We start from the raw sequence: 25,409 nt of genomic DNA on the forward strand, positions 1-25,409 counted from the left end.
TTCGCGGTGAGCGTCCTGCAGATCGGCTCGACTCCGCCGAAGCGGTCCCGGTGCTCGTCGATGAACGCTACGAGCGTGTGTGTGGCCGGTCGAGCTCGGCCGCGAAGAAAGACGCCGCGGCCCTGAGGATCTCGTTGGCCCGCTTGAGTTCGGCGTTCTCCCGCTTGAGCGCCTTCATCGCGGCGGATTCCTCGGTCGTGGTGCCAGGCCGGGTGCCGGCGTCGGTCTGGGCCTGGCGGACCCACTTGCGCAGGCTTTCCGGGCCAACGTCGAGCTTGGCGCCGATCGACCGGATGCACTGGTACTCGGTCTCGTACTGATCGCGGGTCTCCAGCACCAGGCGCACCGCCCGCTCCCGGACCTCACTGGGGTATGGCTTCCTCATAACGGACTCGATCCTTCCAAGAGAACGAGTCTCGGTCAAACCCGCAGCGGTTCAGTGATGATTGGGGTGGCCGCTCTCTTCCTGGCCTTCCTATTTGTGCCGCTCTACCTGGCTGCTTGGCTCTTTACCTCGGACAGGAGGAGCACAGCGTAGGCGGGTGATGGTGATGGTTTCCCCGAACTGGAGTGGACGTCCGCGTTCGTGCTGCGGGGCACTGCGGCGGCATGCCCTGTCAGCTCATGCGGGACGTGTTCGTCAGCGGCGTCAGGTAGCCGATGCCGGCGTCCGTGATCCAATCGGCGGTGGTGCTGCCCAGTTCCCATGGCTCCTTCAGAAGCGTTGCGCGCAGTGCGCTGCGGTCCTGCAGGTCCGACGGCTCGGGCAGCAGTCGCTCGCGGTAGGCCGCGCTGGGGCCCCACTGGTCGTCCTCGGGGTTGTCGAGCATGGCCATGAACCGGTCCACGCGGGCCGGCCAGGTGGGGTGGCCCCACCACTGCTGGCAGGCCAGCGCGCCATGGCAAGCCGTGCGGAGCAGGCCGAATCGGACGCCCTTGTCCTCCATCTGCGCGATGAAGCCACGAAGGCTCTGGTCGGCGTGCTCCACGTACTCGTCGAGGTTCATCTCGGTCTTCGCAAGCTCGCCGAGCGTTGCACCGGTCGCGAGCTTCCGCGCGGGGTTGGTCAACCAGCGGAAGAGCCGGTAGCCGAGCGCATCTGCATCCTCCACAGCGAGCTCCGCCAGCCCTTCACTGGTGCTCGCGCTGACACCGAACTCCTTCGTCCATCCTCGGAGCCGCTGGCGCACACCATGAGTGGTGTGGCTGTTGACCCGCATCATGTCGCCGTCGGACAGGCGCCCCTCGGCGTGCCAGTTCTCGACGCAGCTATTGCGCCAGGCGCCATTGGTGATGCCGATCGCGAGGACGTCCAGCAGCGCGGCCAGATCGGCGGGGTCGACCCCTGCCTTCGCGAGCATCTCCTCGAAGACCTCTTCGGTCATCCGGGCCTGGACCTCGTCGATGCGACGCTGGATATCGTCCGGGATGATGCTCGCGTCAGCCATCGGGTTTCCTCTCGGGCTCTGTGCTCTGCCCGGCCGATCCTAGGTGGCACTGGGTCGACTCGGTGGCCGGGTCCGCAGCGCTGACCGGCCTACCGGGCGCCTGCTGCGGATAGCCGCCCCGCACCCACGGTCGACCTGGCCGCGAGCACGGCCGCCCGGACACGCGCGGCCCCGGCAGCGGCAACGGCTGCCCCAGCGCCGCCCTGGACCGTTCGCGTGCACACGCGGTTCAGATGCCCGGCTGCGGCATCGGATCGTGGCACTGGGTGCACTCGGCATAGCTGACCTTCGGGGGCTCCTGCGGGGCCCTTGCGGGCGGTCTCTGTGAGCGCGCAGCGGGAGAATTGAGGCATGGCTTTACGGACCGCCAACCTTCGATGTGACGGCATCAAGAAGTGGCCTCCCAACGGATGGGACCAGCAGAACAGTCGGTATTGCGGCAACGGCGAAGTTGTATGGCGCGGGGATACCGAGTCGATCTGATCCCCATGCAGACACACCGAAAACTGCGATGCCTGCGGCGTAGCGCAGGGCACTCTTTAGCTCGGCATAGTCCCGAACTGGTTCGAGGTCCTTGAGTTCGGTTTCGGGCGGCAGGAGCCTGCCAAGTCGCCCGGCGTCAGCGAGGTAGTTGTCGGAGACCTCGCAAAGGAGTCTGACGATCTCTCTTGTCGCTACGTTCAGATCTGTGTCCAGTCCGGTCTCAGCTTGCCGCAGGCGGGCCACAACGGTCCGGGCATGCTTCCTGAGCTCCGGCCGCCGGTGGGAACGGAAGATGACGGTCCCTCGGGTTCGGTGGGCACGGAGAATGCTTTCCTCACACCTCCGAATGCGCCTCGAGAGTTCAAGCACCGCCTCGGCTTCTGTGGGTCGGGCCGTTACCTTGCTGGCCTGGATGGCTACCTCGGTGACGTTGTGGACGAGGAGATATCGCCTCCCGAAGCGGAAGGAGCTGTCCCTGTTCAACGATGCGAGGGGGGCGGCGAGGAGGGCGCCCAGAGGAAAGTAGAGCAAGCCCATGATGGCGAACATTCTGACCGTCTGCTTTGCCAGGTCGGCGATGGCCGGAGGAAAGAGGTACCCCACCGCTGCCATGGCGGGGATAGGCGCGAGCAGGCATATTGCAAGGCCCAGCGCGTGCGTAAGTGTCGCAGAGAGGGCAAGTTGTCCGGTCAGGAAATGTCCCCAGAGGGCTCGGCGTGTGTTCGGATGCACCCCTTCCACAACGCCGGTCTCGCTCAGTGCTGACTCCAGCTCCTGGATGTACTCCACGAGCTCGACGCGCGCCTTGCGAGCCCTGCGGTGGACCGCCCGACGCTCCAGCCTGTTAGCCCATGCCCATCGCCAGAGCCCCAACGTGCCTCCTCAGTTGCCCAGCTGGCATCCAAAGGCTGCCACGGTGGACGCACTCGTGGGGCGGCGTTTTGTAACCACGGATCGGAGGCGACGCTGTAAGCCCGAGCGTTCCCCGCACGTGCCGGGGCCCTGGAGATCTGTCCGACCTGGTGAGGGCCGTCTCAGACCGGGCGCCTGGTGCTGTTCGGCCTGAGGCGATAGGGGGTTGGGCTTCGCAGCCCATCGCGGCCCGTGAGGCGGGCACTGAAGCCCGGACGCTGGCGGCCCGCCGGGGCGGCGCGAGTCCAGCTTCTGCCACCCGTCGGTGCGGGTCGCGGCCCGAGGTCCTGCACTACGTATGGAACGTGATGGCAACCTCAGCCCTTGCCGCGTCGTGCGGCAAAGAGGATGTGTGTGCCACCGTCTCGACCGCCGAGGCTTGAACAGGCGGCAGTCTCGTAGGCGAGGAACCGTGCCCAGAGCTCCGGGTCATGTTCGATTCTGTCAAGGACAGTGGGGTCTTCGAGGCTTGCCCAGTTGCTGGCGGATCCCGCCAGAATCTCGCCGCCGCATTCGGGGATGAGGATGGCGAGCTGTTCCCAAGTGAACATGCGGCAGACGTGGACCATGCCAGGTACGTGGCGTAGGTCGCCAGTCCGGATGACGGCGTCGGTGACGTCGGTGCCGTAGCGGATGGCGAGCTGGGTGGCTCCGGGGAGCCTGGCTCGCCAGCTGCCCCAGAGGGACATGACCGAGGCGACCAGGATGCCACCGGGCTTCAGGACGCGGAGGAGGCCGACGAGGGCTGGGCGTTCCTGTTCGAAGGCGTACGAGAGCGGGCCGCCGTAGGCGAGGGCGAGATCGAACGAGGCATCGGGGAAGCGGCTGGTGTCCCGGACGTCGAGGGTGTGGCGCGCCTCGACGGCTGGCTCGGCGCCCGCGGCGGTGACGTTGGCCTCGTTCAGCCGGAGTTGAACGGGGGAGATGTCGGTGACGACGATGCGGGTACCGTGCTGGGCCAGCACGGTGGTGAAGCGGCCGGGGCCGGCCCCGACCTCAAGAACTCGCTGACCTTCTTTCAGGTATCTCTCCACGAAGCGACGGTGGATCTCGAAGGACACTCGGCCCGCTACATCCTTGGCGAGCCGGTCCTGCTCCTGCTCGGCGAAGTCGTCGTAGTAGCGGCGGACGGCGTCGACGGAACGGTTACTGCTGGGTGTGCCGTCCGTGGTGTCTGCCAACATGCCTCCGTCCGTTCGCCGAACGTGGATGCGACCTGTCCACGTGCTCTGGCCTGGGCTTCTCAAAACGGAGCGATTCGGGCAGGGCTCCGCCACTAGAATGCGTCTCCCGTCGTGATGTCGGCGTGAGCGCCGCCGCGACACTCCGCAGTTCCACCGAGAGGACGGTCTCCGGTCCCATGCGTTGGTCCCAGCTGTACGTGCCCACACTCCGGGAAGACCCGGCGGACGCGGACGCGGTGAGCCACCGCCTGCTGGTGAGAGGGGGGTTCGTCCGGCAGCTCATGGCCGGCCACTACTCCCTGCTGCCGCTGGCCGTGCGCGTCCGCGCCAAGATCGTGGACATCATCCGCGAGGAGATGGCCGCGATCGGCGCCCAGGAGTTCATCCTGCCCGCCATGCACCCGGCCGAGATCTGGCAGCGCAGCGGTCGCTGGGAGGTGATGGGCGAGGAGATGTTCCGGCTCAAGGACCGCAAGGGCGCGGACCTGGCCCTCGGCATGACGCACGAGGAGATCTTCACCGTCCTGTCGCAGGAGCTGAAGTCGTACCGGGACCTGCCGCAGATGTGGTACCAGTTCCAGACCAAGTTCCGCGACGAGGCCCGCCCGAAGAGCGGCCTGCTGCGGGTGCGCGAGTTCACGATGAAGGACTCGTACAGTTTCGACATCGAGTCGGCCGGACTCGATCGCTCCTTCGATCTGCACAAGGCCGCCTACGAGCGGATCTTCGCCCGCCTGGGCTTGCCCGCTATCCCGGTGCAGGCGTCCAGCGGCAGCATGGGCGGCAGCGCGTCGGTGGAGTTCATGAGCCCCTCGAACGCCGGTGAGGACCTGGTGGTTCGCTGCCCGGGCTGCGACTACGCGGCGAACACCGAGAAGGCGACTTCCGCCCTGCCCGCTGTGGTGGACGGCCCCGGCCTGGACGCCCCGGAGCGGTTCGACACCCCGAACGCGCGCACCATCGAGGAGCTGTCCGTCCAGCACGGCGTGCCGGCCGAGCGGCAGATCAAGACGCTGGTGTACGTGGTCGACGACCAGCTGACCCTCGTCTTGGTCCGCGGTGACCACTCCCTGGTCGAGCAGAAGCTCATCGACACGCTCGCCGCCCAGACGGTGCGGCCCGCGACCGCCGAGGAGATCCAGGCGGCGCTCGGCGCGTCCCCCGGCAGCTTGGGCGCGGTCGGCGTCGCCGAGCTGCCCGTCCTCGCGGACGAGGCCCTGCGCGGTCGGACCGACATGACCGCCGGCGCCAACACCGACGGCGTCCACCTGCGCGGCGTTTCCGTCGAGCGGGACATCGCCGTACAGCGGTGGGCGGACCTGCGCGAGGTGACCGCCGGCGAGCCCTGCCCGCAGTGCGGCACACCGTTGGAGGTGGTGGTCACGATCGAGGTGGGCCACATCTTCAAGCTCGGCCGCAAGTACACCGAGACCCTGGGGGTGACCGTCCTCGGGCGTGACGGCGAGCGCGTCGTCCTGATCATGGGCAGCTACGGGATCGGCGTGGAGCGCGCGCTTGCCTCCATCGTGGAGACGCACCACGATGACAAGGGCATCGTCTGGCCCGTCGCGGTCGCCCCGTTCGAGGTGGCCGTCGTCGTACTCGGCGCCAAGGACGAGAAGGTGGTCGAGGCCGCCGAGGGCTTGTACCGGCAGCTGCAGGGCGAGCGGGTCGACGTGCTGCTGGACGACCGCGACGAGCGGCCCGGCGTGAAGTTCCGCGACGTCGAGCTGATCGGCATCCCCTACCGGATCACGGTCGGCGCCCGCGGCTTGGCCGACGGCACGGTCGAGGTCACCACCCGGGCCACCGGCGAGACCCAGTCGGTGCCGGTGGCCGAGGCGGTGGAACACGTCCGTAAGCTGCTGACGTCCGCTGTGTAGGGGTCGGCTCCTCAGCCGGTTACCCGGTGGAACGCCTCGGTGAGAAGCGTCTCCGGATAGCGGCGAAGGATCTTCGCGGTGCTGCGCGCCTGGGTCTCGTAGTGGCCCATGGCGCGCAGCTTCGCTTCCAGGCTGTCGCCCACCTGGGTGCGGAGGGTGGCTGGTAGGCGCATCGCCTCGACCTGCGCGGGGTCCAGGAAGCCTGGTCTGGCCGGTTCGGTGTACGGAGTCGTACTGGTCACCAGCAGAACCTCCGGGGTCAGGTCGTAGCGGTCGAGCGCGGCGAGGGCGATCCGGTGGGCGGAACGGTGGTCCGGGTGGCCGTTCATCCCGTTGGGAGGGAAGGCCACCACCCGGTGCGGTGTCCAGCGCCGGAGCGAGTCCAGCACCAGGCCCGCTGCCTCCGTCTCGTGGTCCACGAGACGGCCGTCGGGCAGGTCGTGAACCTCGGCCTGGGAAACGCCCAGGGACTCGACCGCCCGACGCAGTTCCCGTTCGCGAACGGCTGGCAGCTCGGCTTCGGTGCACATGCCGAGGGTTCTGCCGGCGCCGCCGCGTGTGAGGGTGACTGTGACCACGGTGCCGCCGTGCCGGGCGGTGTGGTGGATGAGTCCCCCGCAGTGCAGCGTCTCGTCGTCGGGATGTGCGAGGACGACGAGCAGGTCGGCTCTGGTCATCCCCCGACCTCTGTGTCGACGTCGTCCAGGGCGGTCAGCCGGTCGAGGATGTCGGAATCGCTGATGTTGCCGATCATGTGCCGTCGATCGTTGGTGTCCTCGCTCTGCCACGAGGCGGCGGGCGATTGCTCGGGGGTCCATACCAGTCCGGCGGAGTCGATCAGCAGGTATCGGTGCTTGCGGCCGTGTGCCCTCTTGGCCACGACCGTCAGTCCGCCCGGGGCGTTCTCCCGGGCGATCCTGGCAGCCTGCTCGAAGTCGGTGCCGTTGACGAGGTAGCGGTTGCGGTTGTGGTGACCGAGCGGTCCGATGGGCATGAACTGGAAGAGCTGCCACTCACGGATGCAGGTATATCCACGGAGCAGTTCGGCCATGGCCGCGAGGTCGTCGGTGTTGCCGGCGTGAACGACCGTGTTGATACAGGTGGCTGCGCCGATTTCCTCCAGCTGCGCGAGGATCGCCAACTGGGAGGAGACGGTGGCGTGTCGGCGGAACTGTTGCTGAATGGCGTCGGTACTGCCGTCGAGGGGGATGCCGATCAGATCGGTCACGGCGGCCACCTCTGCCGCGGACACGTGGTCGGCCGTTCCGGTGCCCATGAAGCGGATGCGGGCAGGGCCGAGGAAGTTGGTGCCCACGGTGTCCAGCCGGATGCCGAAGCCCAGGCCGTGCAGGCCCTTGAGCAGGGGGAGGATGTCCGGTCGGGTGAGTGGATCACCACCTCCGACGGTGATCTTCTCGATGCCGAACCGATCGCGCAGGCCGGCTGCGAAGTTCAGCACGTGGCTGGTGTCGCTGATGGTTCGGCCGAAGTAGTTGTAGCAGCCGGGACAGGCTACGAAGCAGCTCTTGCCCGCGCTGAGGATGACACTGCGCATGGTGCCTCACTGAATTGGTGGAGACGGGAGTTGTGCAGTGCGGTGCCTGGCGGATCAGCCGTGTAGGGCCCTCCGGTAGGCAGCGTCGTATCCGTCGGCCATCCGGCGGATCGAGAACTCGGAGGCCACGTGCGCGCGGCAGGCGGCACGGTCGATCGCTTCGAGGTGGACGATGGCGTCGGCCAGTTCCTGGGCGGTGTCGGCCAGGTAGCCGGTGATGCCATGTCGGACGAGTTCTGGAGCCGCCCCGGTCCGCAGGGACACCACCGGCGTCCCACACGCCATGGACTCGATGGGGACGAGTCCGAACGGCTCGGGGATGAGCGAGGTCATCAGGGTGCCGGCGGCGCCTGCGAGCAGGGCAGTCTTGCTCGCGAAGTCCAGCTCGCCGAGGAAGGTGACCTGTTCACCGTCGAGGTGTGGTCGTACTTGCTGCTCGAAGTACGTGAGGTCACCGGGCTTTATCCGACCAGCGATCTTGAGCGGTAGTCCGGCAAGGCGCGCCGCCGTGATGGCTAGGTGAACGCCCTTCTCGGGCCTGATCCTGCCCAGGAACACCACGTACGGGCGTGGGCCGGCCTTGGCACCGAAGGGGAACGTCTGCAGGTCGACGCCGTGGTGGACCGTGGTGAGGTAGTTGAGGTCGGGGAGACGGGCTCGCTGGTCGTGGCTGATCGCCACGTACCGCTCGCCGGCGAACCGGCGGAAGAGCGGTGCGTTGTCGTCGTTGAAGAAGCAGTGCACGGTGTGGATCACCGGCGTGCACAGACCCTGGAGCACCGGGATGGCCAGGCATCCGGTGTTGGAGTGCACGTGGGAGTGGATGACGTCGAACTCGTCGGCTCGGTCACGGACTTCCGCCAGTTGCAGCATGCGGTAGACCTCGGGCTCGCGGATCCGAGGGTCTGCGAGCAGCGCCGTCGCGCCGATGCTGTGGAGGTTGCCGGCCACCTTGGAGTCGCCGGAGGCGAAGACCGTGACCTGGTGCCCGTCGAGGACCTGGACCGTGGTGAGCTCGGCGACCAGCGTCTCGACGGCTCCATAACCCTTGGGCGGGACGCTCTCCCACAGCGGGGCTACGTGAGCGATGCGCATGTTCGTCTCCTCGTGGAGGGGCCGTTCGCCTGGCCGGCGAACCGCGTCAGGCGGATGAGCCGAGCTGCAGTTCGGGTACTCCGGCGAGGAAGTCGCGCACCTCGTCCGCGCACCTCCGGATGGCTGCCTCGTGGGGGCCGAGGGCGAAGAGGGTGAGGTACCGGGCGATATTCGATTCATAGATCCGCGGGTTGATGCTGTGGGCGGCCATCGTGTCCGGCCACAGGGGAAGCATCCACACGTGGAAGTGCGGGCGGTCGAGCTTCTCCTCCTGGTACATCTGCACTGCGGCCAGGCCCAGCCGCTCCCGCATGGCCCGGCGGACGAAATGGGTGACCCGGGCGATCCGCTCGACGAGCGCGAGGTCCATCTCGTCGAGCGCGCCGATGTGCGGCCGGATGCCGACGACCATGAATCCCGGCACGGCCCATTCGGCGTCCTGCCGAACGGTGATGGTGCCGTCGTCGTAGACGGGGGCGAGGATGTCCGGCAGGCGGGATTCCGCCTGGTTCATGAAGCAGCCCCGGCAGGTGCCCTCGTCGACGAGGTGGCTGGGGCCGCCGAGGAAGTCCAGGTAGCGGTAGCCGGGAGGCGGTGTCCCGGGCTGGCGTGGTGCGGGGACGGACTCGTGCACGTTCTCTCCCATCGCGGTTGCATCGGTAGAGGTGCCGGGTCGGAAGCGGCCGGGATCGGGCCGCCTCCGTCGGTGAGCGCCCCCGCAGCGATCACGCGATGAACTCGCCGACCGCCGAGATCACGCGGGCTGCGGGGACGCTCTGAGTGGCCGTCGCCGTGGGGGATTCCAGTGCCGGCCACTCGTTCATGGGCCCACCAGGGTGGGCGTGGGCATGCTCTGCGTCAGAGCTCTCGAAGGCCAACCAGAGCGCGGGCCATCAGCAGCGGCGGGGCCTGACCGCGTTTTGGGTCGGCCACTTGGTCGCTCTCGGTCGGGCTGGAGGGCTTCGGGGGACGCTCGGTTCCGAACCGGGGGTCTCGCGCGACCAACGTCAGCTCTGACCAGACGACCTTCCCCGCCGGCTCCGGGAGGTGGTAGTAGCCCCAGCGTTCGCTCAGGGCTTCCACCAGGAAGAGTCCCCGGCCGCCCTCCGCGTCCTCACCCACCGCCTTGACCACGGGTGGGCGGTGGTCGCTGTCCCGTACCGAGAGGACGAGTCGACCCCGGTCGATCACCAGTACCAAGGTGATCGTCCGAACCGGGCAGGTCTCCGAGAACAGCGAAGTGGTCGTGTCGTTCTTCGGGTGCCGGATGGCGTTGGTGGTGAGTTCGGAGACCAGCAGGCGAGCGGTCTCGATGACGTCGGGCGGGACCTGCCAGCGGCCCAGGATGTCGACCGTGTGGCGGCGGGCCCAGGCGACCGGGTTCGGGCTGTCTGCCAGCTCCAACTGACTGAAGCCGGGGCGTGCTTGTGACACGGAGCGTCCTCCCAGGTCGGGAGCCGGGTAAGGGCTGCGGGCTGCCCGCGAGCCGCGCGCCTCCCCGCGACGAAAGCGGGGTAGGCGGACGGTCTTGCCGGGGGCGCCAACTTTGAGTGACCAGACTGACGCTTTAGGTGATCGAGCTGGTATGTCCTGCCTCTGCCCCGGTGCCGAACTTTCACTGAACTTCGATCACTGCGTCTGGGAGAAGCCAGGTCCGGCGGGTGGCCCGGGTGCCATGCTGGGCGCATGGCGGAACTGAACGGCACCCCGATCGCTCTGGAGTCTCTCCAGGCGCTTGCCTTGACCAACTACGGCCACTTCACCTCGATGCGCGTCGAGGACGGTCGCGTTCGCGGCCTCGCCCTGCACATGGCCCGGCTGGCTCGTGACTGCCAGGCCGTGTTCGACACGGAACTCGACCTGGACCACGTCCGCGAGCTTGCCCGCCGCCTGGTGCCGGCCAGCGGCGCCAGCGTGGTGCGTGTGACGATCTTCGATCCCGCGCTGGATCTCGGGCACGTCGGGTCGGACGCGCAGCCCCAGGTCCTCGTGACGACTCGGCCGGCCGGGTCGCTCCCCCTTCCCCCCATGCGAGTTCAGTCTGTCGTCTACACGCGCGACATGCCGTCGGTGAAGAGCGTCGGCCTGTTCGGCTCGCTCCGTCACCGGCGCGCCGCCCAGCGCGCCGGCTTCGACGACGCGCTGTTCGTCGACACCGAGTCGGTCATCTCCGAGGGCGGGACCTGGAACATCGGCTTCGTGAAGGACGGCGAGGTCATCTGGCCCGACGCCGACTGCCTGGTCGGCACCACCATGGAGCTCCTGCGCCAGGCCCACCCGTCCACCATGCAGAGCGTCCGCCTGACGGACGTCGCCAGCTTCGACGCCGCGTTCGCCACCAACATCGGCATCGGGGTGCGCGCCATCGGCGCGGTCGACGAGCGCACCCTGCCCGGCACCCACCCGGTCATCGAGCGGCTTCGCAAGGAGTACGACGAACTGAGCAGTGATCTGCTGTAGTTGACCCTCTTAACAGGAGCGCGCGGGGGCGCGACGGCGGTGGGGGCGGGGGAGCTGCGGTGGCAACCGTAGAGACATGGACCGGTACCGAGGTCAGGGCGCTGCGGCAGGCGAAGCGGATGAGCATCGAATCGTTCGCCGCTCACCTGGGCATCAGCGCCCGGATGGTGTCCAAGTGGGAGGCCCGGGGTGCGGACATCACGCCCCGGCCGGTGAACCAGGCGGCCCTGGACACGTCACTGGCCTCCTCGGACCCCGAGGTTCACGAACGCTTCGCCCGACTCACCGCCGGGTCGCCCTCGGTACTGCCCAACCCGGACGGCGACAACGGCCTGGCACTTCCCCGCCAGCACCAGCTCCGGCACCTGGGCGACGGCCGCCGGATGGCGCTCGTCGAGGCGGGGGTGTTCCTTGCCGGGCCCGGCAAGGAGCCGGTCTGGCTGCCCGACTACTACATCGACGTCTTCCCGGTGACGAACGGGGACTACTCACGCTTCGTCGCGGCCACCTCTCACCGCGTGCCCCGGCACTGGCTTGAAGGAAGCTGCCCGGACGAGCTGCTCGACCACCCGGTGGTCTTCATCACCTGGGACGACGCGACGGCGTACGCGCAGTGGGCGGGAAAGTCCCTGCCCACGAGCCACCAGTGGGAGAAGGCCGCTCGCGGACCGCGAGGCCACATCTACCCGTGGGGCGATCAGCCGACGCCGGCGAAGTGCAACAGTCGCGAGAGCGGCCTCTGCTCCACCACTCCCGTCAGCTGCTACCACAGCGGTGTGAGCCCGTACGGCGTCTACGACCTGTGCGGCAACACCTGGGAGTGGTGCCAGGACCAGCCCTCCCCAGGACGTCACGAACTCAAGGCCGGCGCCTTCACCAGCCCGTTCGCCCGAGTCGTACCGTCCGCCTTCAACGACGCGGCGTCGACCATGCTGGACGACGACACGGGCTTCCGCTGCTGCGCGGTGGGCATGCGGCCGCCCGACTTGTCGTAGCGCCCCGAGGGCGCGGTGGGCACCCGCAGGTACCTACCCTGCGGTGGACAGGCCCCCCAGGCCCAGCCCGACCGTCTTCGCCGAGCGCAGGGCCGCCCTGGCGCGGGCCGCACCGTTGCGGGTGGAAGCCTCGCGGCCGTCGACCCCGGGCGTTCGGGGCGCCAGGCCCGCGCAGGGGCCGCAGATGCCCGGCTGGGGCACAGGGTCGTGGCACTTGGCACACTCGGCGTACCGAGCCGCTGCGGGCCGTGCAGCGGCCTGTACGGGCGGCATCTTGCGCTCCAGGCGGTTGCGGAGCACCGCCACGGCCGAGTGCAGCGGGGCGGGCAGGCCGGGCAGCAGGGCGTGCGCGAGGTCGGTGTGGGAGGCGCCGCGCTCCAGCCACTGGGTGAGCAGGGGCGCGAGCGTTCTAGCCTCGGCCTCGCCGAGGTGCAGGCGCGGCTCGGGGCGAATCACCCGGAACAGGACGGCGACCGCCTCGCGCACCTGCTCGTCCGGCATCGCCGGGGTGTCCATGGCGTCCTGGTGGTCCTCCTCCCGCCCTCCCGGCTCCTCGCCCGCCTCGTCGGCGCTCGGCCGGTCGTCGGCCTCGTCGGTGGGGTGGGAGGGTTCTTGGTACCGGTTCTTTACTACAAGGGCGTCAGCACCGCCGGTGGTCGCTTCACCGGAGACCGGACGGGTGGCACCCGGCAGCGCCAGCTGCGAGGTGTCGTAGACGTGGGTCTCGGTACGAATGGTGCCGTCGGGCATACGGATCTTCTCGACCCGGTAGAAGCCCGCCTCGGCCAGCTCCTTCAGGGCCTTGCGGATCGCGCCGCGCCCCTGAGGGCTGGTGTCGGCCATGTGCCGGCCGTCCTCGCGCCAGCCGTCGGGGCGGGAGAGGAGATCGGCGAGCAGGCCGCGGGCGGTGTAGGAAAGCCGTCGGTACTGCAGGACGGCGTTGGGCAGCACAGTGAAGTTGCGCGCGTGGGCGTTACGATGGACACGCATCGGGAGTGATAGCTCCTGTTGCCGGACCCCGGGGTGTTGGTAGCACCGCCGGGGTCGCCTATTTTCGGTTGGACCACGGAACGTAGCACACGTACGGCCGGAAGATCCAAGGACCGTGAGCGATCACGATCACACTCTGCGGCCAATGACGGCAGGTGAGTTGGTCCGTCGGGCCGGACTGGCTTCCGCAGGAGGCCGCCACCGGTTGGTGGCGGCCTCGGGCCGGTCATTCCAGGTTCCACACCGTTCCCGCGAGCAGCCCGTCGAAGCCGAGTCCGCGGTACATCTGCTCGAACGACTCCCACTCCTGGTGGTCCCCGGTGTCGTCTCGGGCTGTGGTGACGTCGGCGGTCTCCAGGTCGTGCTCGCGCCACTCGTGGGCGCATCGGCAGCGCACGAAGACCATGTCGGGTTGGACGTGGATCAGCAGCCAGTCGCGGGTGGCGTCGCACATGGCGCAGGTGATGGTGATGCCGCAGGGGTTGAGGGGTGCGGGGTGGGGAACGGCGAGGACGACGTTGCGGTGGGGGTTGCGGTCGGCGTCGGCGGGGTTGGTCAAGTGCGGTGCCCTTCCGTGGTGTGACGGGTTCAAGCACCACACGACGACGGAGGGGCTGAGATGCTTCCCGATCGCGCAGGAAGACATCAAATCGACACCCCGGCCGGGCAGGTACCCGGCCAGGGCGAGGTGGAGGGTCAGCTCTTGATGAGGGCGATGCGCTGGGCGGGGGTGAGGGCGTCGGAGAGGCGCGCGAACTCGGCGCGGTCCTGGTCGGTCATGGCGGCGAGGAGGTCAGTGCTGTCGGCGTCGTAGTCGGGGATCGTGATCCAGTACCGGTAGGTGAGGACGCGGAGGGCGTCGATCGGGTCGACGAGGTCGCGCTTGAGCAGGAGCTTGTACACGTCGAAGAGGGCTTCGAGCTCTTCCTCCCCGGCGGCTTCGGCGATGGCCTGCTCGGGCTCGCTGAACGGTCGGCCGTCCTGGTGGGACCAGGTGTCGGTGTCGTCGCGGTACACGAAGTCGGCGTCGAACAGCAGCTTCATGATGTTCCGGCTGACGAAGGTGGTGGTGTCGGTCACGGGGGTCCTTTGCGGTGGGGGATGGGGGCTGGGTGTGGTCCTGCTGGCGGTGGTGCTCGACGTCCGGCGGTGGGCGGGCGACCGGGGGCGTGGCCCGCAGGCGTGGGCTGCGGGGGCCGCTCGGCGGCGGCCTGGGCTGGCGCTGGGAAGGTGTGGGGCCAGGGGCTGAGGAGACTCCTCCTGCGCGGAGACAGGCTGGCCCTGGAGTTTCAGCGCCTGCGGTGCTGCGGGCGGGTGCCGGGCCGCAGCGAAGGCGCGGGCGTGGGCTGGGCCGTGTCGCGGCTGGGGTTGGTGAGCTTGGTGGTGCGCAGGCGGGCGGCGTCGGCGGCGCGGTTGGGTGGGGGGTTGCGGCTGGTGTGCTGGATGCGGCCGAGGAGGACCTTGGCGGGCTGGCGGGCTGTGCCGAGTTCGCGGCGGGCGGCTGCCTCGGTGAGGAGTTGGCGGGGCTGGTGACCGCCGGCTTCGGCGTCGGCGAGAGCGGTGGCGAGGGCGGGCCAGGTGGGGTCGGTGAGGATGCGTGCGGCGTGGTCGGGGACGACGGCGCGCAGGTCGTGGGCGAGGTCGTTGATCGTCTCCTGGGCGGGCTGGCGGTGGGTGAGGGCGGTGAGGTGTTCGGCGGCGGCCTGGTCGTAGGCGGCCTGCAGGTGCTGGACGGCGAGGTTGGCGGCGTGGGCCTGCTGGTGGTGGCCTCGGGCCTGGTGCCAGCGGCCGGCGAGGACCGCCGCCCAGACGAGCGCGGCGATCAGAACAGCGAGGGCGTTGCCGCCGGGCCCGTCGGCGGCGTGGAGGATGTCGCGGGCGGCCCGTCGCAGGTCGGCGGCGGCCTGGTGGTCGGCGCGCACCCGGGAGCGCTGGGCACGGGCGTACATGCGGGTGGCGGCTCGTAGTTCGGCGCGCAGCTCGTGGGGTGCGGCTTGGGTGGTGGCGTTGATGATGTCGCCGAGGGCGGTGATCTGGGCCTGCGCGAGGGTGTCGGTCCCGGTGTCTGCGTCGGTTTCGGCGAGGTGGAGGGTGTCGAGGGCGTCGGTGGTGCGTTGCCAGCTGGTGCTGTGGCGGTGGCGGCGGGCGGTGGGGTGTTCCTCCGGGGTGCTGGTGGCCAGGAGTGCTTGGAGCTTGGGCAGGGAGAGGTCGGGGGCGATCTTGCTGCCGGAGAGGTAGTTGGGTGTGCCGTCGGCCTTGAGGTCGCCGGGCCGGGCGACGGAGTAGCCCTTCAGGTCGCCGGAGGGCAGTCGGCGGAGGTTGACCTCGACGCCGTCGGCTTGGAGGTAGGCGAGGAACTCCTCGATGTCGGCGGCGTGGGGGATGGCGTCGCGGATGCGGTCTTCGAGCCAGTCGCGGCTGGTCTGCTTCCAGCCGAGGCACTTGGCCTTGTGCATCTCGGCCTGAGTGGGGCGCTTGGCGGCGGTGCCGTCGCCGGGCTTGAGCCAGCGCAGGCCGTAGTCCTTCTCGATCTGGCGGCAGGCGTCGGCGGCGCGTCGTCCGCTGCCGTGGAGCTTGGGGCGGCGGCCGTCCTCGCGGACGGTGGTGGCGACGATGTGGATGTGGTCGTCGGCGTGGCGTACGGCGATCCAGCGGCAGGCGAGGTGGTCGCCGTCGGGGGCGATGCCGGCTGCCTGCACGATGCGGCGGGCGATGTCGGCCCACTCGGTGTCGGAGAGAAAGCGGTCCTCGGGGGCGGCGCGGACGGGGCAGTGCCACACGTGGCCGGTGAGCTTGAGGCCGACCTCGCTGTTGCGCAGGTGGACCGGCTCGTCGAGGTAGCGGGCGAGCTGGGTGAGGGTCGCCTGCTCGTCGCGGCCGGGGTCGGGCATGGCGAGCATCGCGAAGCCGGCCACGATGTGCGGGTCGTGGTGCTCGTCGTGGCGCCCGGGGCCGTAGAGGTAGGCGAGCAGGCCGCGGGTGTTGGAGCCGGGGTCCTTGATGGCGGCGATCACGGGCGGGGCGGGGTCTCCTGGTCGGCGGACGGGCGGAAGGCGTGGGCGATCTCGGTCTGGAGGCGGAGCAGTTGGTCGATGGTCCGGGAGCTGTGGTCCGGCCGGTCGTAGCCGCCGTTGTCGGCGCGGGCGATCTGGTTGAGGTTGTTGCCCAGGCGGTCGTGCTTGCGCAGGAAGACCGAGCGGAAGTGGTGGGTGGCCCGCCGCTCCTCAGCGAGGGGGAGGTCGATGAAGAACCGGCCGTCGATGAACGCCATGACGACGTCGGCGGCGAAACCGGACACGCCGTTGTAGCCGTGGGCGAGGGCAGCCGCCTGCAGCCTTGCGTGTTCGTCGGGCTTGAACCGCAGCGGTCCGACGCGGTCCTCGCGCTTGATGCCCTCGAACCGGCGGTTCCGCGGCTCGGCTCCGCCGGCCTCGGTGGGGCTGTCGTGCTGGCGGTGGTCGGTGAGGACCGCCGTCTGGACGACGAGGAGTTCGTCCGGTTCGGGGCCGCTCTCGGCCTCGAACCCCTGGCCCGGCGCGCCCTCGCGCCGGGCCTGCTCCGCCACCCTTGGGGCGGAGCCTCCCCGTGTCCGGCCGCGAGTCGGACTCGGGGTACTACTGGCTCCGCCAGGAGCACCCGGGCCGAACGCCCGTCGCAGGTCACGGGCGAACGTAGGCGAGTCGAGAAGCGCTTCCAGGCCGACATCGGGGCTGTCGGCGCGCTCGGGGCCGTGCTGGTGATCGGTCAGGGAGTCCCTCCTGAGTCTTCGGGCGGATCGGCCATACGGGCGAGGTGCGGACGGATCACAAGGCGGACGGTCCGGTCCGTGAATGGACCGTTGGACTGTGCGGTCCGGTCCACCGGTCCGGTCCGCTTGGTCGGTGAGCGGATTTCGGTCAGCCGGTTCGGCGGACCACGTTCCGGACGGTCCGATTCGCCGGCGCGGTCCGTCAGTGCGGTCGGCAGATCTCGGTCCGGTCCGGTCCGGACCGTCCGGTCCGGAGCGTGAATGGACCGGCGTGCCGGTTCGCGCAGGGTGGTGGGATGGTCCGGACGGTCCGATGGCCTGGTCTGCGCGGGAGACGGTCCGGCAGCTTCCGGACCGTGCGTTCGGACAGGACACCGGACCGGTCCGGGCGGTCCGCATGCCTGCGGGTGGCGGACCGTCCGGTCCGGTGGGGTTGAGTGCCGCGGTCCGTTTCATCCGTCTTGTGTGCCGAAGTCTGTTGCCACGACTGGCCTGTGCGGATGGTCGCTCCGTCCCGCTACCGTCCTGGTCCGGTACAGCCGGTCCGGTGCGGTCCGGCTGTACCGGACCGGTCCGTTTGCCTGACTTGTGCTCAGCAGGCCCTGCGGACGGCTCGCGGAAGGCTGCCGTCCCGGTCGCGGGCGTGCGGGAGAGCGGATGCGACGTCGGTGACGGCATCTACCGCACCCGGGGGGCGGGGTCAGCCGGCCGGGGCGCGCTGGGGGAGCGGGTGGACCTTGGGGCAGTAGCGGCGCCAGGAGTCGGCGAGCTTGTTGAAGGTGTAGCCCTTGCGCTGGGTTCCGTCGGGCAGGCGGATGTTGGCCGAAGAGATGCGGTAGTCCTTGAGCAGCCCGGCCAACGCGCGGGCGGTGAGGCCGCCGCGTCCGTGCTCGGCCCACGGCGCCTCGGGGTCGTCGTTGAGCGCCGCGAGGATCGCCGTGGTGGGCAAGGTGTCCGTGTCGCCGTGGGTGAAGAAGATCCGGCGGATGTCGGCGAGGATCCGCGCGCCGCCGCAGCTGTCCTCCTCGATCTCCTCCTCGGCCGCGACCATGTGCGCGCACGCCAGGCGGGCGCGGCCCGGCCACGAGCCGCCGGCGAGGTCGGCGACGGCCACCAGGGGTTCCCAGGTGTCGGCGGCGCGGTCCTCGACCGGCATGTCCGGATGCAGGGCCTCGGCTTTCTCTCGCACGAGGGAAGCCCACAGGGCGAGCTTGGCGCGGGTCTCCCGCAATAGGACGCCGTCGCGGCGATCCCGCAGCGGGGCGACGACCTCGCCGTCGGCACGACGGCGCATGCGGATCACGACCGACCGGTCCATGATCGTGTCGGGCAGGTCGCCGATCCCGGCGAGGGCGGCCATGGCGAAGGTGTCGAACTCGCGGGCCTGGTGGTCGTTGCCGACCGACCGGGTGACGGGCCGGTTGCGCTGGTGACCGGCATTCAGCAGGCCGCGCAGGCCCTCGTTCATCTCGGCCGTGCGGGGGTTGCCGAAGATGGTGTCGACCTCGTCGACCAGCAGGGTCCTGGGCCGGTCGCTGATCGAACGATAGATCGCCGCCGCGCTGGTGTTGACCGTGATCAGTGGATCGTGGACGGTCTCGACCAGGATGTCGAGCAGGCGGGACTTTCCGCACCGCCGGGCCAGAGCCACGATCGCCAGACGCGGCGCGTGGTGCCACGCCGCCTGCAGGTGCGTCGCGGCGACCCACAGCGTGACCGCGTCGAGCGCCTCCGCTGAGGGCAGGACCGCGTACTGGCGGATGTGGTCACGCAGTTTGGCCAGCAGAGCGGCGCCCGGCGACTCGGACGTGTCCGGCGCCGTGTCGATGGTCCGGAGAGCGCCCGCCGCGGAGCCGTCTGCGGCCGGCATCTCCCCGGCGGCGTCGGCGGCGAGGGGGTTGGACAGAGAGGTGATGGTGAGACTCCAGATCGCGGCACGCGGCGGGGGGCCGCGCGCCGCCGGTAGGGGGGCAGGAACGAGAAGGGGAGTGGGATCCGGCGGCGAGGGGCGGTCGGGTCAGGCGGCCTGGTCGGCGCTCTGGCCGTCCAGCCAGGCTTCCACCTCCGCCCAGCGGTAGCGCAGGTGCCGGCCGACCTTGATCGCCACGGGGCCCTGGCCGCGGTGTCGCCATGCGTACACGGTCCCGAGCGGGACTCCGAGGTACGCGGCGAGCTCCTCCGCAGTGGCCAGCGGGCGGCGATCGGGGGTGGTGGCACGGAAGGTCGTGGGCAAGAGGTCTCCAGCAGGCAGGGGATAAGGGTGTGCGGGCGCGCCGAAGAGCCCCTGGAAAAGGGGAACGGCTCTACGCGGGGAGAGAAGTCTCCACGCGACCCGGCTCGGAACCTAAAAAGGCTCCGGGTCGGCCGGGCGGCCAGCCCGTCGCGAAGTGGCGTGACACGACCTCGCTGAGCGGCATTAACGAACGTAGGGCCCGCAATGGCTATCGTGCAAGGAGTTCGGAAAAATCCCACAAAAGATCTTGATCGCTCTGCCGGGGATGACCCCTTCCCGAGCAACTAGCCAGGTCAGAGCGCATTGCATCCGCGATCAAACGTCGCGAGCGCTCCTGGGCGGCGGTGAGTGCACATGGGCGCCAGCGGGCTCGGGATTATCCGGCACTATCGGGCATGAATTGGCACTCAAGTGCCCCTTTGGGGATCTCCAATTTGACAAACTGATCGCGGTCGATAAACATCCAACACCCGCCCCGAGGGGCGCTTCCGCGAGCGTTCCGCATTCGCGGTTCACCGGCGCCGCCGTCCGCGCGCCGCCACTTCCACCTCACCGCCGGCCACAGGCCGTGCCCCCTCATGCCCCAGCGCGAAGGAGCCGAATGGCGACCGTCTACGACACCTGGCACAAGACCTATCCCCGCCCGACCGACAAGCCCTGCCGCGAGCACAAGGGCAAGTACCCCACGGTCGAGCACGGCAAGGGCAAGCGCTGGCAGGTCCGCTACCGCGACCCCCAGGGGGCCCAGAAGAAGGAGGACTTCGAGCTCAAGACCAAGGCCGACAGCCGCGTCGCCGAGCTCAAGGCTGCCTTGGACGACGGCACGTACATCGACCCTGCGGCGACCAGGATCACCCTCGGCGCGTACGCCACGAAGTGGTTCAAGAACAACACTGCGGGCCCGACGACAGAGGTTCGCTACGAGGGCGTGGTCCGGAACCACATCGTCGGGCGCCTCGGCCACCACGAGATGCGGGTGTTCAACGACCCCGAGCCGGTTCGCGCCTGGATCAGGGAGCTACTGGAGGTCCCGCTGGCGGCTTCCACGATCGGTGGCATCGGCGACGTGCTCAGCAGCATTTTCGATGCCGCCGTCGACTCCGGCATCCTGAGGCGCAACCCGTGCAAGGCGTCCTCCGTGTCGTGGCCCAAAATCCCGCCGAAGCCCGTCGTGCCGTGGACCCGTGAGCGGGTAATGGCGGTCTTGGAGGGGCTTCCCGAGAGCTTCCGCGCCGGCGGCGCGGTGGGTGTCGGCTGTGGCCTCCGTCAGGGTGAGATCTTCGCGCTGACGGAGGATGACATCGACTTCGAGGGCGGCTGGTTGCACGTGAACCAGCAGATCCGCTTCGTCGGCTCGAAGACGGTGTTCGCACTGCCGAAGGGCGACAAGATCCGCTCCGTGCCGCTGTCGCCGGCCACGGCCACGGCTCTTCGAGCCCATCTCGCGGCGTTCAAGCCGACGCCTGCGACGCTGCCGTGGCACAAGCCCGACGGCAAGCCGAAGACCCTCAAGCTCCTCTTCGTGGACGCCAAGGGGAAGCCGTACAACCGGAGCGTCTTCAACCAGGGCCTCTGGAAGCGCGCCCTGGTGTACGCCGGTGTCATCCCGCCCCGCACGAGCGGCTCGCAGTACTTCGAGGCGGCGCCCGACGACGGCATGCACGCTCTCCGCCACACGTACGCCTCGGCCCAGCTCGAAGGCGGTACCAGCATCAAGGCCCTCGCGGTCTACCTCGGCCACTCGGATCCCGGCTTCACGCTCCGGACCTACACTCACCTCATGCCGAGCAGCGAGGGCCGTGCCCGCTCGGCCACCGACGACTTCCTCCTCGGCGTGGCCGGGCAGGAGCGCGGCCAGGGCACTTCCGGGCCCGTGTGCCCTGGATGTGCCCTGGCGGCCTGACGGCACCTTTCGGGTGCCCGCCCCGGATCCTGTTGACGAGTGATCAGAAGTGGGCGAACCCGCAGGTCACGGCCAGACCAGGCAGTACAGCTGGTGCCCGGCGTCGTGCAGCCGGTTGGCGAAGTCCTGCCACTCGTGCAGCATGCTGTAGATCACGAAGGCGTCGCGCGGGCCCCGGCGGTCGGGCACGGTGGACCAGATGAAGGCGGCGGCGCCGAGTTCGGTCTCGTCGGCCTTGCGCAGCGGCTCGACGACGTTCTGGGGGAGCTGGACGACCGCGTAGTCGGGGTGCAGCACGACCAGTTCCAGCGGCGGGACCTGGTGCAGCGGCACGCCCTGGATGCCGGTGAGGACCATGGCGCTCATGGTCTCCGGCTTGATCTTGGTGGAGAGGTGGCCGTTGGGGGAGCCGCTGGTCTCCATCAGGTCGCCGAGCCGCCCCAGCGAGCCGAGTTCGCCCGCGTCCAGGCCCAGCCCGCCAGGGCCCAGCGCGGTGGGGACTCTGGCGGCGGTGGCCCGGTCGGGTGCGCCGAAGTACTTGTATGTCACCCCCACGCGTCCCTCACCCCGCCTCTCGCCGCCGCGACCGCCGCGACCCGTACCCGCTCCCGTACCCCCGCGTGCGGCCTCGGCGCGCCTGCGGGAGCCACCCGCCGCCTCGTCGTAGCCGTCCTGCGCCTCGGACACTCGGACCATCCTCACCGGAATTCGCCGGAATCGACAGACCCCCGCACGTCCGGCGTCCCTCCGGACGTGCTCCTTACCCGTCATGCGCCGCCGTACCCAGTCGCGGTACGCGGCAGTCCTGCACTCACCCCTGCACACCCCGGAGTGTCTGCACACTCGGAGTACATAGTCTGACTGGTCCGTGCAGTGGGAGCAGCCAGGGCCCCGTCATACGGATAACCGTACAGACTTCGGCACCCGGATCATCGTTCCAGATGATGAGGTCCGACATGCAGAGGTGAAGGACACGATTTGAGACCATGTCTTCTGTGAGCTACCCCTACGAAGCACCCCAGTCCCAGTCGCTCTTCGACCGCGCCTCGATCGTCACGCCCGGCGGCGTCAACTCGCCGGTGCGCGCCTTCCGCGCGGTCGGCGGTACGCCGCGCTTCATGGTGTCCGGCACCGGCCCCTACCTCACCGACGCCGACGGCCGCGAGTACGTCGACCTGGTGTGCTCGTGGGGCCCGATGATCCTCGGCCACGCGCACCCCGCGGTGATCGACGCCGTCCAGCGGGCCGTCTCGCGCGGCACCTCCTTCGGCACGCCCGGTCAGGGCGAGGTCGAGCTGGCCGAGGAGATCGTCGCCCGGATCGCCCCGGTCGAGCAGGTCCGCCTGGTCTCCTCCGGCACCGAGGCCACCATGTCGGCGATCCGGCTGGCCCGCGGCTTCACCGGCCGGGCCAAGGTCGTGAAGTTCGCCGGCTGCTACCACGGCCATGTGGACGCGCTGCTGGCCGCCGCCGGTTCCGGGGTCGCGACCTTCGGTCTGCCGGACACCCCGGGCGTCACCGGCGCCCAGGCCGGGGACACCATCGTGCTGCCCTACAACGACCTGGCCGCCGTCGAGCAGGCGTTCAAGGCGCACCCGGGCGAGATCGCCTGCGTGATCACCGAGGCCTCGCCCGGCAACATGGGCGTCGTCCCGCCGCTGCCCGGCTTCAACGGCGGTCTGGCCCGGCTCTGCCGGGAGAACGGCGCGCTGTTCATCTCGGACGAGGTGATGACCGGCTTCCGCGTCTCCAGGGCCGGCTGGTACGGCCTGGAGGCGGCGAACGAGGGCTGGGCGCCGGACCTGCTGACCTTCGGCAAGGTGATGGGTGGCGGCTTCCCGGCGGCGGCCTTCGGCGGCCGGGAGGACGTGATGGCGCACCTGGCCCCGGTCGGCCCGGTCTACCAGGCGGGCACCCTCTCCGGGAACCCGGTCGCCACCGCCGCCGGCCTGGCCCAGCTGCGCGGCTGCACCGACGAGGTGTACGCCACGGTGGACCGGGTCGCCGCCGAGGTCTCCACCCTGGTGTCCGACGCGCTGGCCAAGGAGGGCGTGGCACACCGGCTGCAGACCGCCGGGAACATGTTCTCGGTGTTCTTCACCGAGGCCGCCGTCACCGACTACGACGAGGCGAAGACCCAGCAGGCGTACCGTTTCACCGCCTTCTTCCACGCGATGCTCGCCCAGGGCGTCTACCTGCCGCCGTCCGCCTTCGAATCCTGGTTCGTCTCGGCGGCCCACGACGAGCGGGCGATCGAGCGGATCGCCGCCGCCCTGCCGGCGGCCGCCCGCGCCGCCGCCGAGGCCACGGCCTAGCCCGTACACCCCACGAAGCCCAGGAGAACCCAGAAGTGAGCGCCAAAGAGATCACCGTCGTCCATCTGATGCGGCACGGTGAGGTGCACAACCCGGAGGGCATCCTGTACGGCCGCCTGCCGGGCTACCACCTGTCCGAGCTCGGCCGGCAGATGGCCGACCGGGTCGCCGAGGACCTGGCCGGCCGGGACATCACCCATGTGGTGGCGTCCCCGCTGGAGCGGGCGCAGGAGACCGCCGAGCCGATCGCCAAGTCGCACGGCCTGGACATCGCGGTGGACGAGCGGCTGATCGAGGCGGGCAACATCTTCGAGGGCAAGACCTTCGGGGTGGGCGACGGCTCGCTGCGGAACCCGGCCTACTGGAAGTACCTGACCAACCCGTTCAAGCCGTCCTGGGGCGAGCCCTACCTCGACCAGGTGGTGCGGATGATGGGCGCGCTGGGCGCCGCCCGGGACGCCGCGCGCGGGCACGAGGCGGTCTGCGTCAGCCACCAGCTGCCGGTCTGGATCGTCCGCTCCTTCGTGGAGCGCCGCCGGCTCTGGCACGACCCGCGCCGCCGCCAGTGCTCGCTGGCCTCGCTGACCAGCTTCACCTTCGAGGGCGACAGGATCGTCTCGGTCGGCTACCGCGAGCCGGCCCGCGACCTGCTGCCCGCGCACCTGATCGGCAAGGGCGGCAAGGACAAGCCGGTGGGTAAGAGCTTCGGGGCCTGACCGCCACCGAATGGTCTGGTCCAGGTGCAGGTCAGAGGGGGTTCGACACGGAATGTCGGACCCCCCCGAACCTGCCCGGGCCTCCATGCGAAACTTTTCACATGTCTGGCATGACGCGCCCCCGTCCCCGTCTCGCCGCCGCGGCCTCCGCCACCGCGGCCGCCGCCGCGCTCGTCCTCACCGGCTGTTCCTCGTCGGGTTCGTCGGCTGGCGGTGACGGCCAGGTCGGCTTCGTGACGGCCAAGGGGACCAACATCTCCAAGGCCGCGCTCGGCCACCGCCAGGACGCGCCGGACATCTCCGGCAACACGCTGGAGGGCACCCCGACCAAGCTCTCCGACTACCGCGGCAAGGTCGTCGTCCTCAACGTCTGGGGCTCCTGGTGCGGTCCGTGCCGGAGCGAGGCGGACGACCTGGAACGGGTCTGGCAGAAGTACAAGGACCAGGACGTCCAGTTCCTCGGCATCAACACCCGGGACAGCGATGTCTCCAACGCCATCCGCTTCGAACAGGAGAAGGGCGTCACCTTCCCGAGCATCTACGACCCCGCCGGGGCCCAGTTGCTCAAGTTCCCCAAGGGCAGCCTCAACTCGCAGTCCATTCCGACCACCATCGTGGTCGACCGCGACGGCGGGCTCGCCGCCCGGGCCGTCGGCGGCCAGACCGACGATGCCCTGGAGTCGATGCTGCAGCCGGTGGTCGCGGAGCCGAAGCGGTGAGCGCGTCGCTGCAGCTCGCCGACAACATCGGGACCATCCAGAGCGGAGCGCTGCTGGTGGCCGCGCCGATCGCGCTGCTGGCGGGCCTGGTCTCGTTCTTCTCGCCCTGCGTGCTGCCGCTCGTCCCCGGCTACCTCTCGTACGTGACCGGATTCTCCGCCGCCGACCTCGCGGACGCGCGCGGGACCAGGCGCGGCCGGATGCTGCTCGGGGCCCTGCTGTTCATCCTGGGCTTCACCGCGGTCTTCGTCTCCGGCGGGGCGCTGTTCGGCCAGTTCGGTGACACGCTGAAGGAGCACCAGCAGGTCATCAACAGGGTGCTCGGCGTGGTGACGATCGTCATGGGGCTGGCCTTCATGGGGCTGGTGCCCGGCCTGAGCATGCGCGAGGTGCGCTCGCACCGCCGTCCGGTGATCGGTCTGCTCGGCGCGCCGCTGCTCGGCGTGGTCTTCGGGGTCGGCTGGACGCCGTGCATGGGGCCGACCCTGGGGGCCGTGACGAACCTGGCGCTCAACCAGGCCGACGCCCAGCGCGGCGCCCTGCTGATGTTCTTCTACTGCATGGGCCTCGGCGTACCGTTCATCGTGGCCGCGGTGGCCTTCCGCCGGGCGCTGGGCGCCTTCGGCTGGGTCAAGCGGCACTACCCGCTCGTCATGCGGATCGGCGGCGGCATGCTCGTCGCGGTCGGTCTGCTGCTCGTCACCGGCGTCTGGGACTCGATGGTGAACGACCTGCAGACCCAGTTCGGCGACTTCCAGATCGGAATCTGA

General features: G+C 69.7%; 25 protein-coding genes. 8 read left to right on the forward strand and 17 right to left on the reverse strand.

From position 1 onward, the window contains the following. Positions 1–67: 67 nt before the first annotated feature. The 4 genes from ACIO5D_RS04945 to ACIO5D_RS04960 form a co-directional block, all read right to left on the reverse strand. Complete coding sequence (locus ACIO5D_RS04945) at positions 68–385, reverse strand: transposase (protein WP_400793968.1); 318 nt, start codon at positions 383–385, stop codon at positions 68–70. Positions 386–617: 232 nt separating this feature from the next. Next, the gene (locus ACIO5D_RS04950) at positions 618–1,448 is read right to left on the reverse strand and encodes a hypothetical protein (RefSeq protein WP_400793969.1); all 831 of its coding nucleotides are present in this window, start codon (positions 1,446–1,448) and stop codon (positions 618–620) included. Between the two features lie 357 nt (positions 1,449–1,805). Further along, on the reverse strand, positions 1,806–2,720 hold the full coding sequence (locus tag ACIO5D_RS04955) for a hypothetical protein (RefSeq protein ID WP_400793970.1): 915 nt from the start codon (positions 2,718–2,720) through the stop codon (positions 1,806–1,808). 440 nt (positions 2,721–3,160) lie between these two features. Next, positions 3,161–4,027 (reverse strand): class I SAM-dependent methyltransferase, encoded by an 867-nt coding sequence (locus tag ACIO5D_RS04960; RefSeq protein ID WP_400793971.1) that lies wholly within the window; start codon positions 4,025–4,027, stop codon positions 3,161–3,163. A gap of 176 nt (positions 4,028–4,203) precedes the next feature. Between ACIO5D_RS04960 and ACIO5D_RS04965 the strand changes: the two genes are divergently transcribed. Next, positions 4,204–5,910, forward strand: a complete 1,707-nt coding sequence (locus ACIO5D_RS04965; protein WP_400793972.1) for a proline--tRNA ligase — start codon at positions 4,204–4,206, stop codon at positions 5,908–5,910. An 11-nt stretch (positions 5,911–5,921) separates the two neighbouring features. Here ACIO5D_RS04965 and ACIO5D_RS04970 read toward each other — a convergent pair whose 3' ends face one another. The 5 genes from ACIO5D_RS04970 to ACIO5D_RS04990 form a co-directional block, all read right to left on the reverse strand. Beyond that, entirely contained in the window at positions 5,922–6,587 is a 666-nt protein-coding gene (locus tag ACIO5D_RS04970; protein ID WP_400793973.1) for a PIG-L deacetylase family protein, read from the reverse strand. Next, complete coding sequence (locus ACIO5D_RS04975; protein WP_400793974.1) at positions 6,584–7,465, reverse strand: radical SAM protein; 882 nt, start codon at positions 7,463–7,465, stop codon at positions 6,584–6,586. The genes ACIO5D_RS04970 and ACIO5D_RS04975 overlap by 4 nt, the downstream gene beginning before the upstream one ends. Positions 7,466–7,519: 54 nt before the next feature. Beyond that, on the reverse strand, positions 7,520–8,560 hold the full coding sequence (locus ACIO5D_RS04980; RefSeq protein WP_400793975.1) for a glycosyltransferase family 4 protein: 1,041 nt from the start codon (positions 8,558–8,560) through the stop codon (positions 7,520–7,522). Positions 8,561–8,606: 46 nt separating this feature from the next. Next, the gene (locus tag ACIO5D_RS04985) at positions 8,607–9,206 is read right to left on the reverse strand and encodes a hypothetical protein (protein ID WP_400793976.1); all 600 of its coding nucleotides are present in this window, start codon (positions 9,204–9,206) and stop codon (positions 8,607–8,609) included. A gap of 212 nt (positions 9,207–9,418) precedes the next feature. Further along, a complete protein-coding gene (locus ACIO5D_RS04990; RefSeq protein WP_400793977.1) occupies positions 9,419–9,994 on the reverse strand; it encodes an ATP-binding protein in 576 nt (191 codons plus the stop codon). Positions 9,995–10,246: 252 nt separating this feature from the next. On the opposite strand from ACIO5D_RS04990, the gene ACIO5D_RS04995 reads away from it, so the two are divergent. After that, complete coding sequence (locus ACIO5D_RS04995) at positions 10,247–11,020, forward strand: aminotransferase class IV family protein (protein WP_400793978.1); 774 nt, start codon at positions 10,247–10,249, stop codon at positions 11,018–11,020. A 59-nt stretch (positions 11,021–11,079) separates the two neighbouring features. Further along, positions 11,080–12,015, forward strand: a complete 936-nt coding sequence (locus ACIO5D_RS05000; RefSeq protein ID WP_400793979.1) for an SUMF1/EgtB/PvdO family nonheme iron enzyme — start codon at positions 11,080–11,082, stop codon at positions 12,013–12,015. A 33-nt stretch (positions 12,016–12,048) separates the two neighbouring features. Here the strand turns inward: ACIO5D_RS05000 and ACIO5D_RS05005 are convergent, their stop codons facing one another. From ACIO5D_RS05005 to ACIO5D_RS05035, 7 genes are all read right to left on the reverse strand, one after another. Further along, positions 12,049–13,005: a hypothetical protein gene (locus ACIO5D_RS05005; protein WP_400793980.1), complete on the reverse strand. Its 957-nt coding sequence runs from the start codon at positions 13,003–13,005 to the stop codon at positions 12,049–12,051. A gap of 226 nt (positions 13,006–13,231) precedes the next feature. Further along, complete coding sequence (locus ACIO5D_RS05010) at positions 13,232–13,564, reverse strand: hypothetical protein (RefSeq protein ID WP_400793981.1); 333 nt, start codon at positions 13,562–13,564, stop codon at positions 13,232–13,234. A gap of 137 nt (positions 13,565–13,701) precedes the next feature. After that, on the reverse strand, positions 13,702–14,085 hold the full coding sequence (locus tag ACIO5D_RS05015; protein ID WP_400793982.1) for a hypothetical protein: 384 nt from the start codon (positions 14,083–14,085) through the stop codon (positions 13,702–13,704). Positions 14,086–14,294: 209 nt separating this feature from the next. Continuing rightward, on the reverse strand, positions 14,295–16,019 hold the full coding sequence (locus tag ACIO5D_RS05020) for a relaxase/mobilization nuclease domain-containing protein (protein WP_400793983.1): 1,725 nt from the start codon (positions 16,017–16,019) through the stop codon (positions 14,295–14,297). After that, a complete protein-coding gene (mobC, locus tag ACIO5D_RS05025) occupies positions 16,016–16,570 on the reverse strand; it encodes a plasmid mobilization relaxosome protein MobC (protein ID WP_400793984.1) in 555 nt (184 codons plus the stop codon). Before mobC ends, ACIO5D_RS05020 begins: the two co-directional genes overlap by 4 nt. Before the next feature lie 883 nt (positions 16,571–17,453). Then, entirely contained in the window at positions 17,454–18,623 is a 1,170-nt protein-coding gene (locus ACIO5D_RS05030) for a DUF3631 domain-containing protein (protein ID WP_400793985.1), read from the reverse strand. 147 nt (positions 18,624–18,770) lie between these two features. Beyond that, positions 18,771–18,986, reverse strand: a complete 216-nt coding sequence (locus tag ACIO5D_RS05035) for an AlpA family transcriptional regulator (protein ID WP_243436521.1) — start codon at positions 18,984–18,986, stop codon at positions 18,771–18,773. Between the two features lie 601 nt (positions 18,987–19,587). Here ACIO5D_RS05035 and ACIO5D_RS05040 point away from each other — a divergent pair. Then, positions 19,588–20,889 carry a tyrosine-type recombinase/integrase gene (locus ACIO5D_RS05040; RefSeq protein WP_400793986.1) on the forward strand — a complete coding sequence of 434 codons (1,302 nt, stop codon included), beginning with the start codon at positions 19,588–19,590 and terminating at the stop codon, positions 20,887–20,889. A 66-nt stretch (positions 20,890–20,955) separates the two neighbouring features. Here ACIO5D_RS05040 and ACIO5D_RS05045 read toward each other — a convergent pair whose 3' ends face one another. After that, positions 20,956–21,585, reverse strand: coding sequence for a hypothetical protein (locus ACIO5D_RS05045; RefSeq protein ID WP_363605963.1), 630 nt, complete (start codon positions 21,583–21,585; stop codon positions 20,956–20,958). A 290-nt stretch (positions 21,586–21,875) separates the two neighbouring features. Here ACIO5D_RS05045 and hemL point away from each other — a divergent pair, with 290 nt between their 5' ends. The 4 genes from hemL to ACIO5D_RS05065 all read left to right on the forward strand — a co-directional run bounded on the left by hemL (position 21,876) and on the right by ACIO5D_RS05065 (position 25,409). Further along, positions 21,876–23,204 carry a glutamate-1-semialdehyde 2,1-aminomutase gene (hemL, locus tag ACIO5D_RS05050; RefSeq protein WP_400756225.1) on the forward strand — a complete coding sequence of 443 codons (1,329 nt, stop codon included), beginning with the start codon at positions 21,876–21,878 and terminating at the stop codon, positions 23,202–23,204. A gap of 68 nt (positions 23,205–23,272) precedes the next feature. Then, positions 23,273–23,920, forward strand: coding sequence for a histidine phosphatase family protein (locus ACIO5D_RS05055; protein WP_363606060.1), 648 nt, complete (start codon positions 23,273–23,275; stop codon positions 23,918–23,920). A gap of 110 nt (positions 23,921–24,030) precedes the next feature. Further along, complete coding sequence (locus ACIO5D_RS05060) at positions 24,031–24,639, forward strand: TlpA disulfide reductase family protein (protein WP_363605960.1); 609 nt, start codon at positions 24,031–24,033, stop codon at positions 24,637–24,639. Then, positions 24,636–25,409, forward strand: coding sequence for a cytochrome c biogenesis protein CcdA (locus tag ACIO5D_RS05065; RefSeq protein ID WP_363605959.1), 774 nt, complete (start codon positions 24,636–24,638; stop codon positions 25,407–25,409). Before ACIO5D_RS05060 ends, ACIO5D_RS05065 begins: the two co-directional genes overlap by 4 nt.

It is taken from the genome of Kitasatospora sp. NPDC087315 (assembly GCF_044744345.1).
Lineage (GTDB): Bacteria > Actinomycetota > Actinomycetes > Streptomycetales > Streptomycetaceae > Kitasatospora.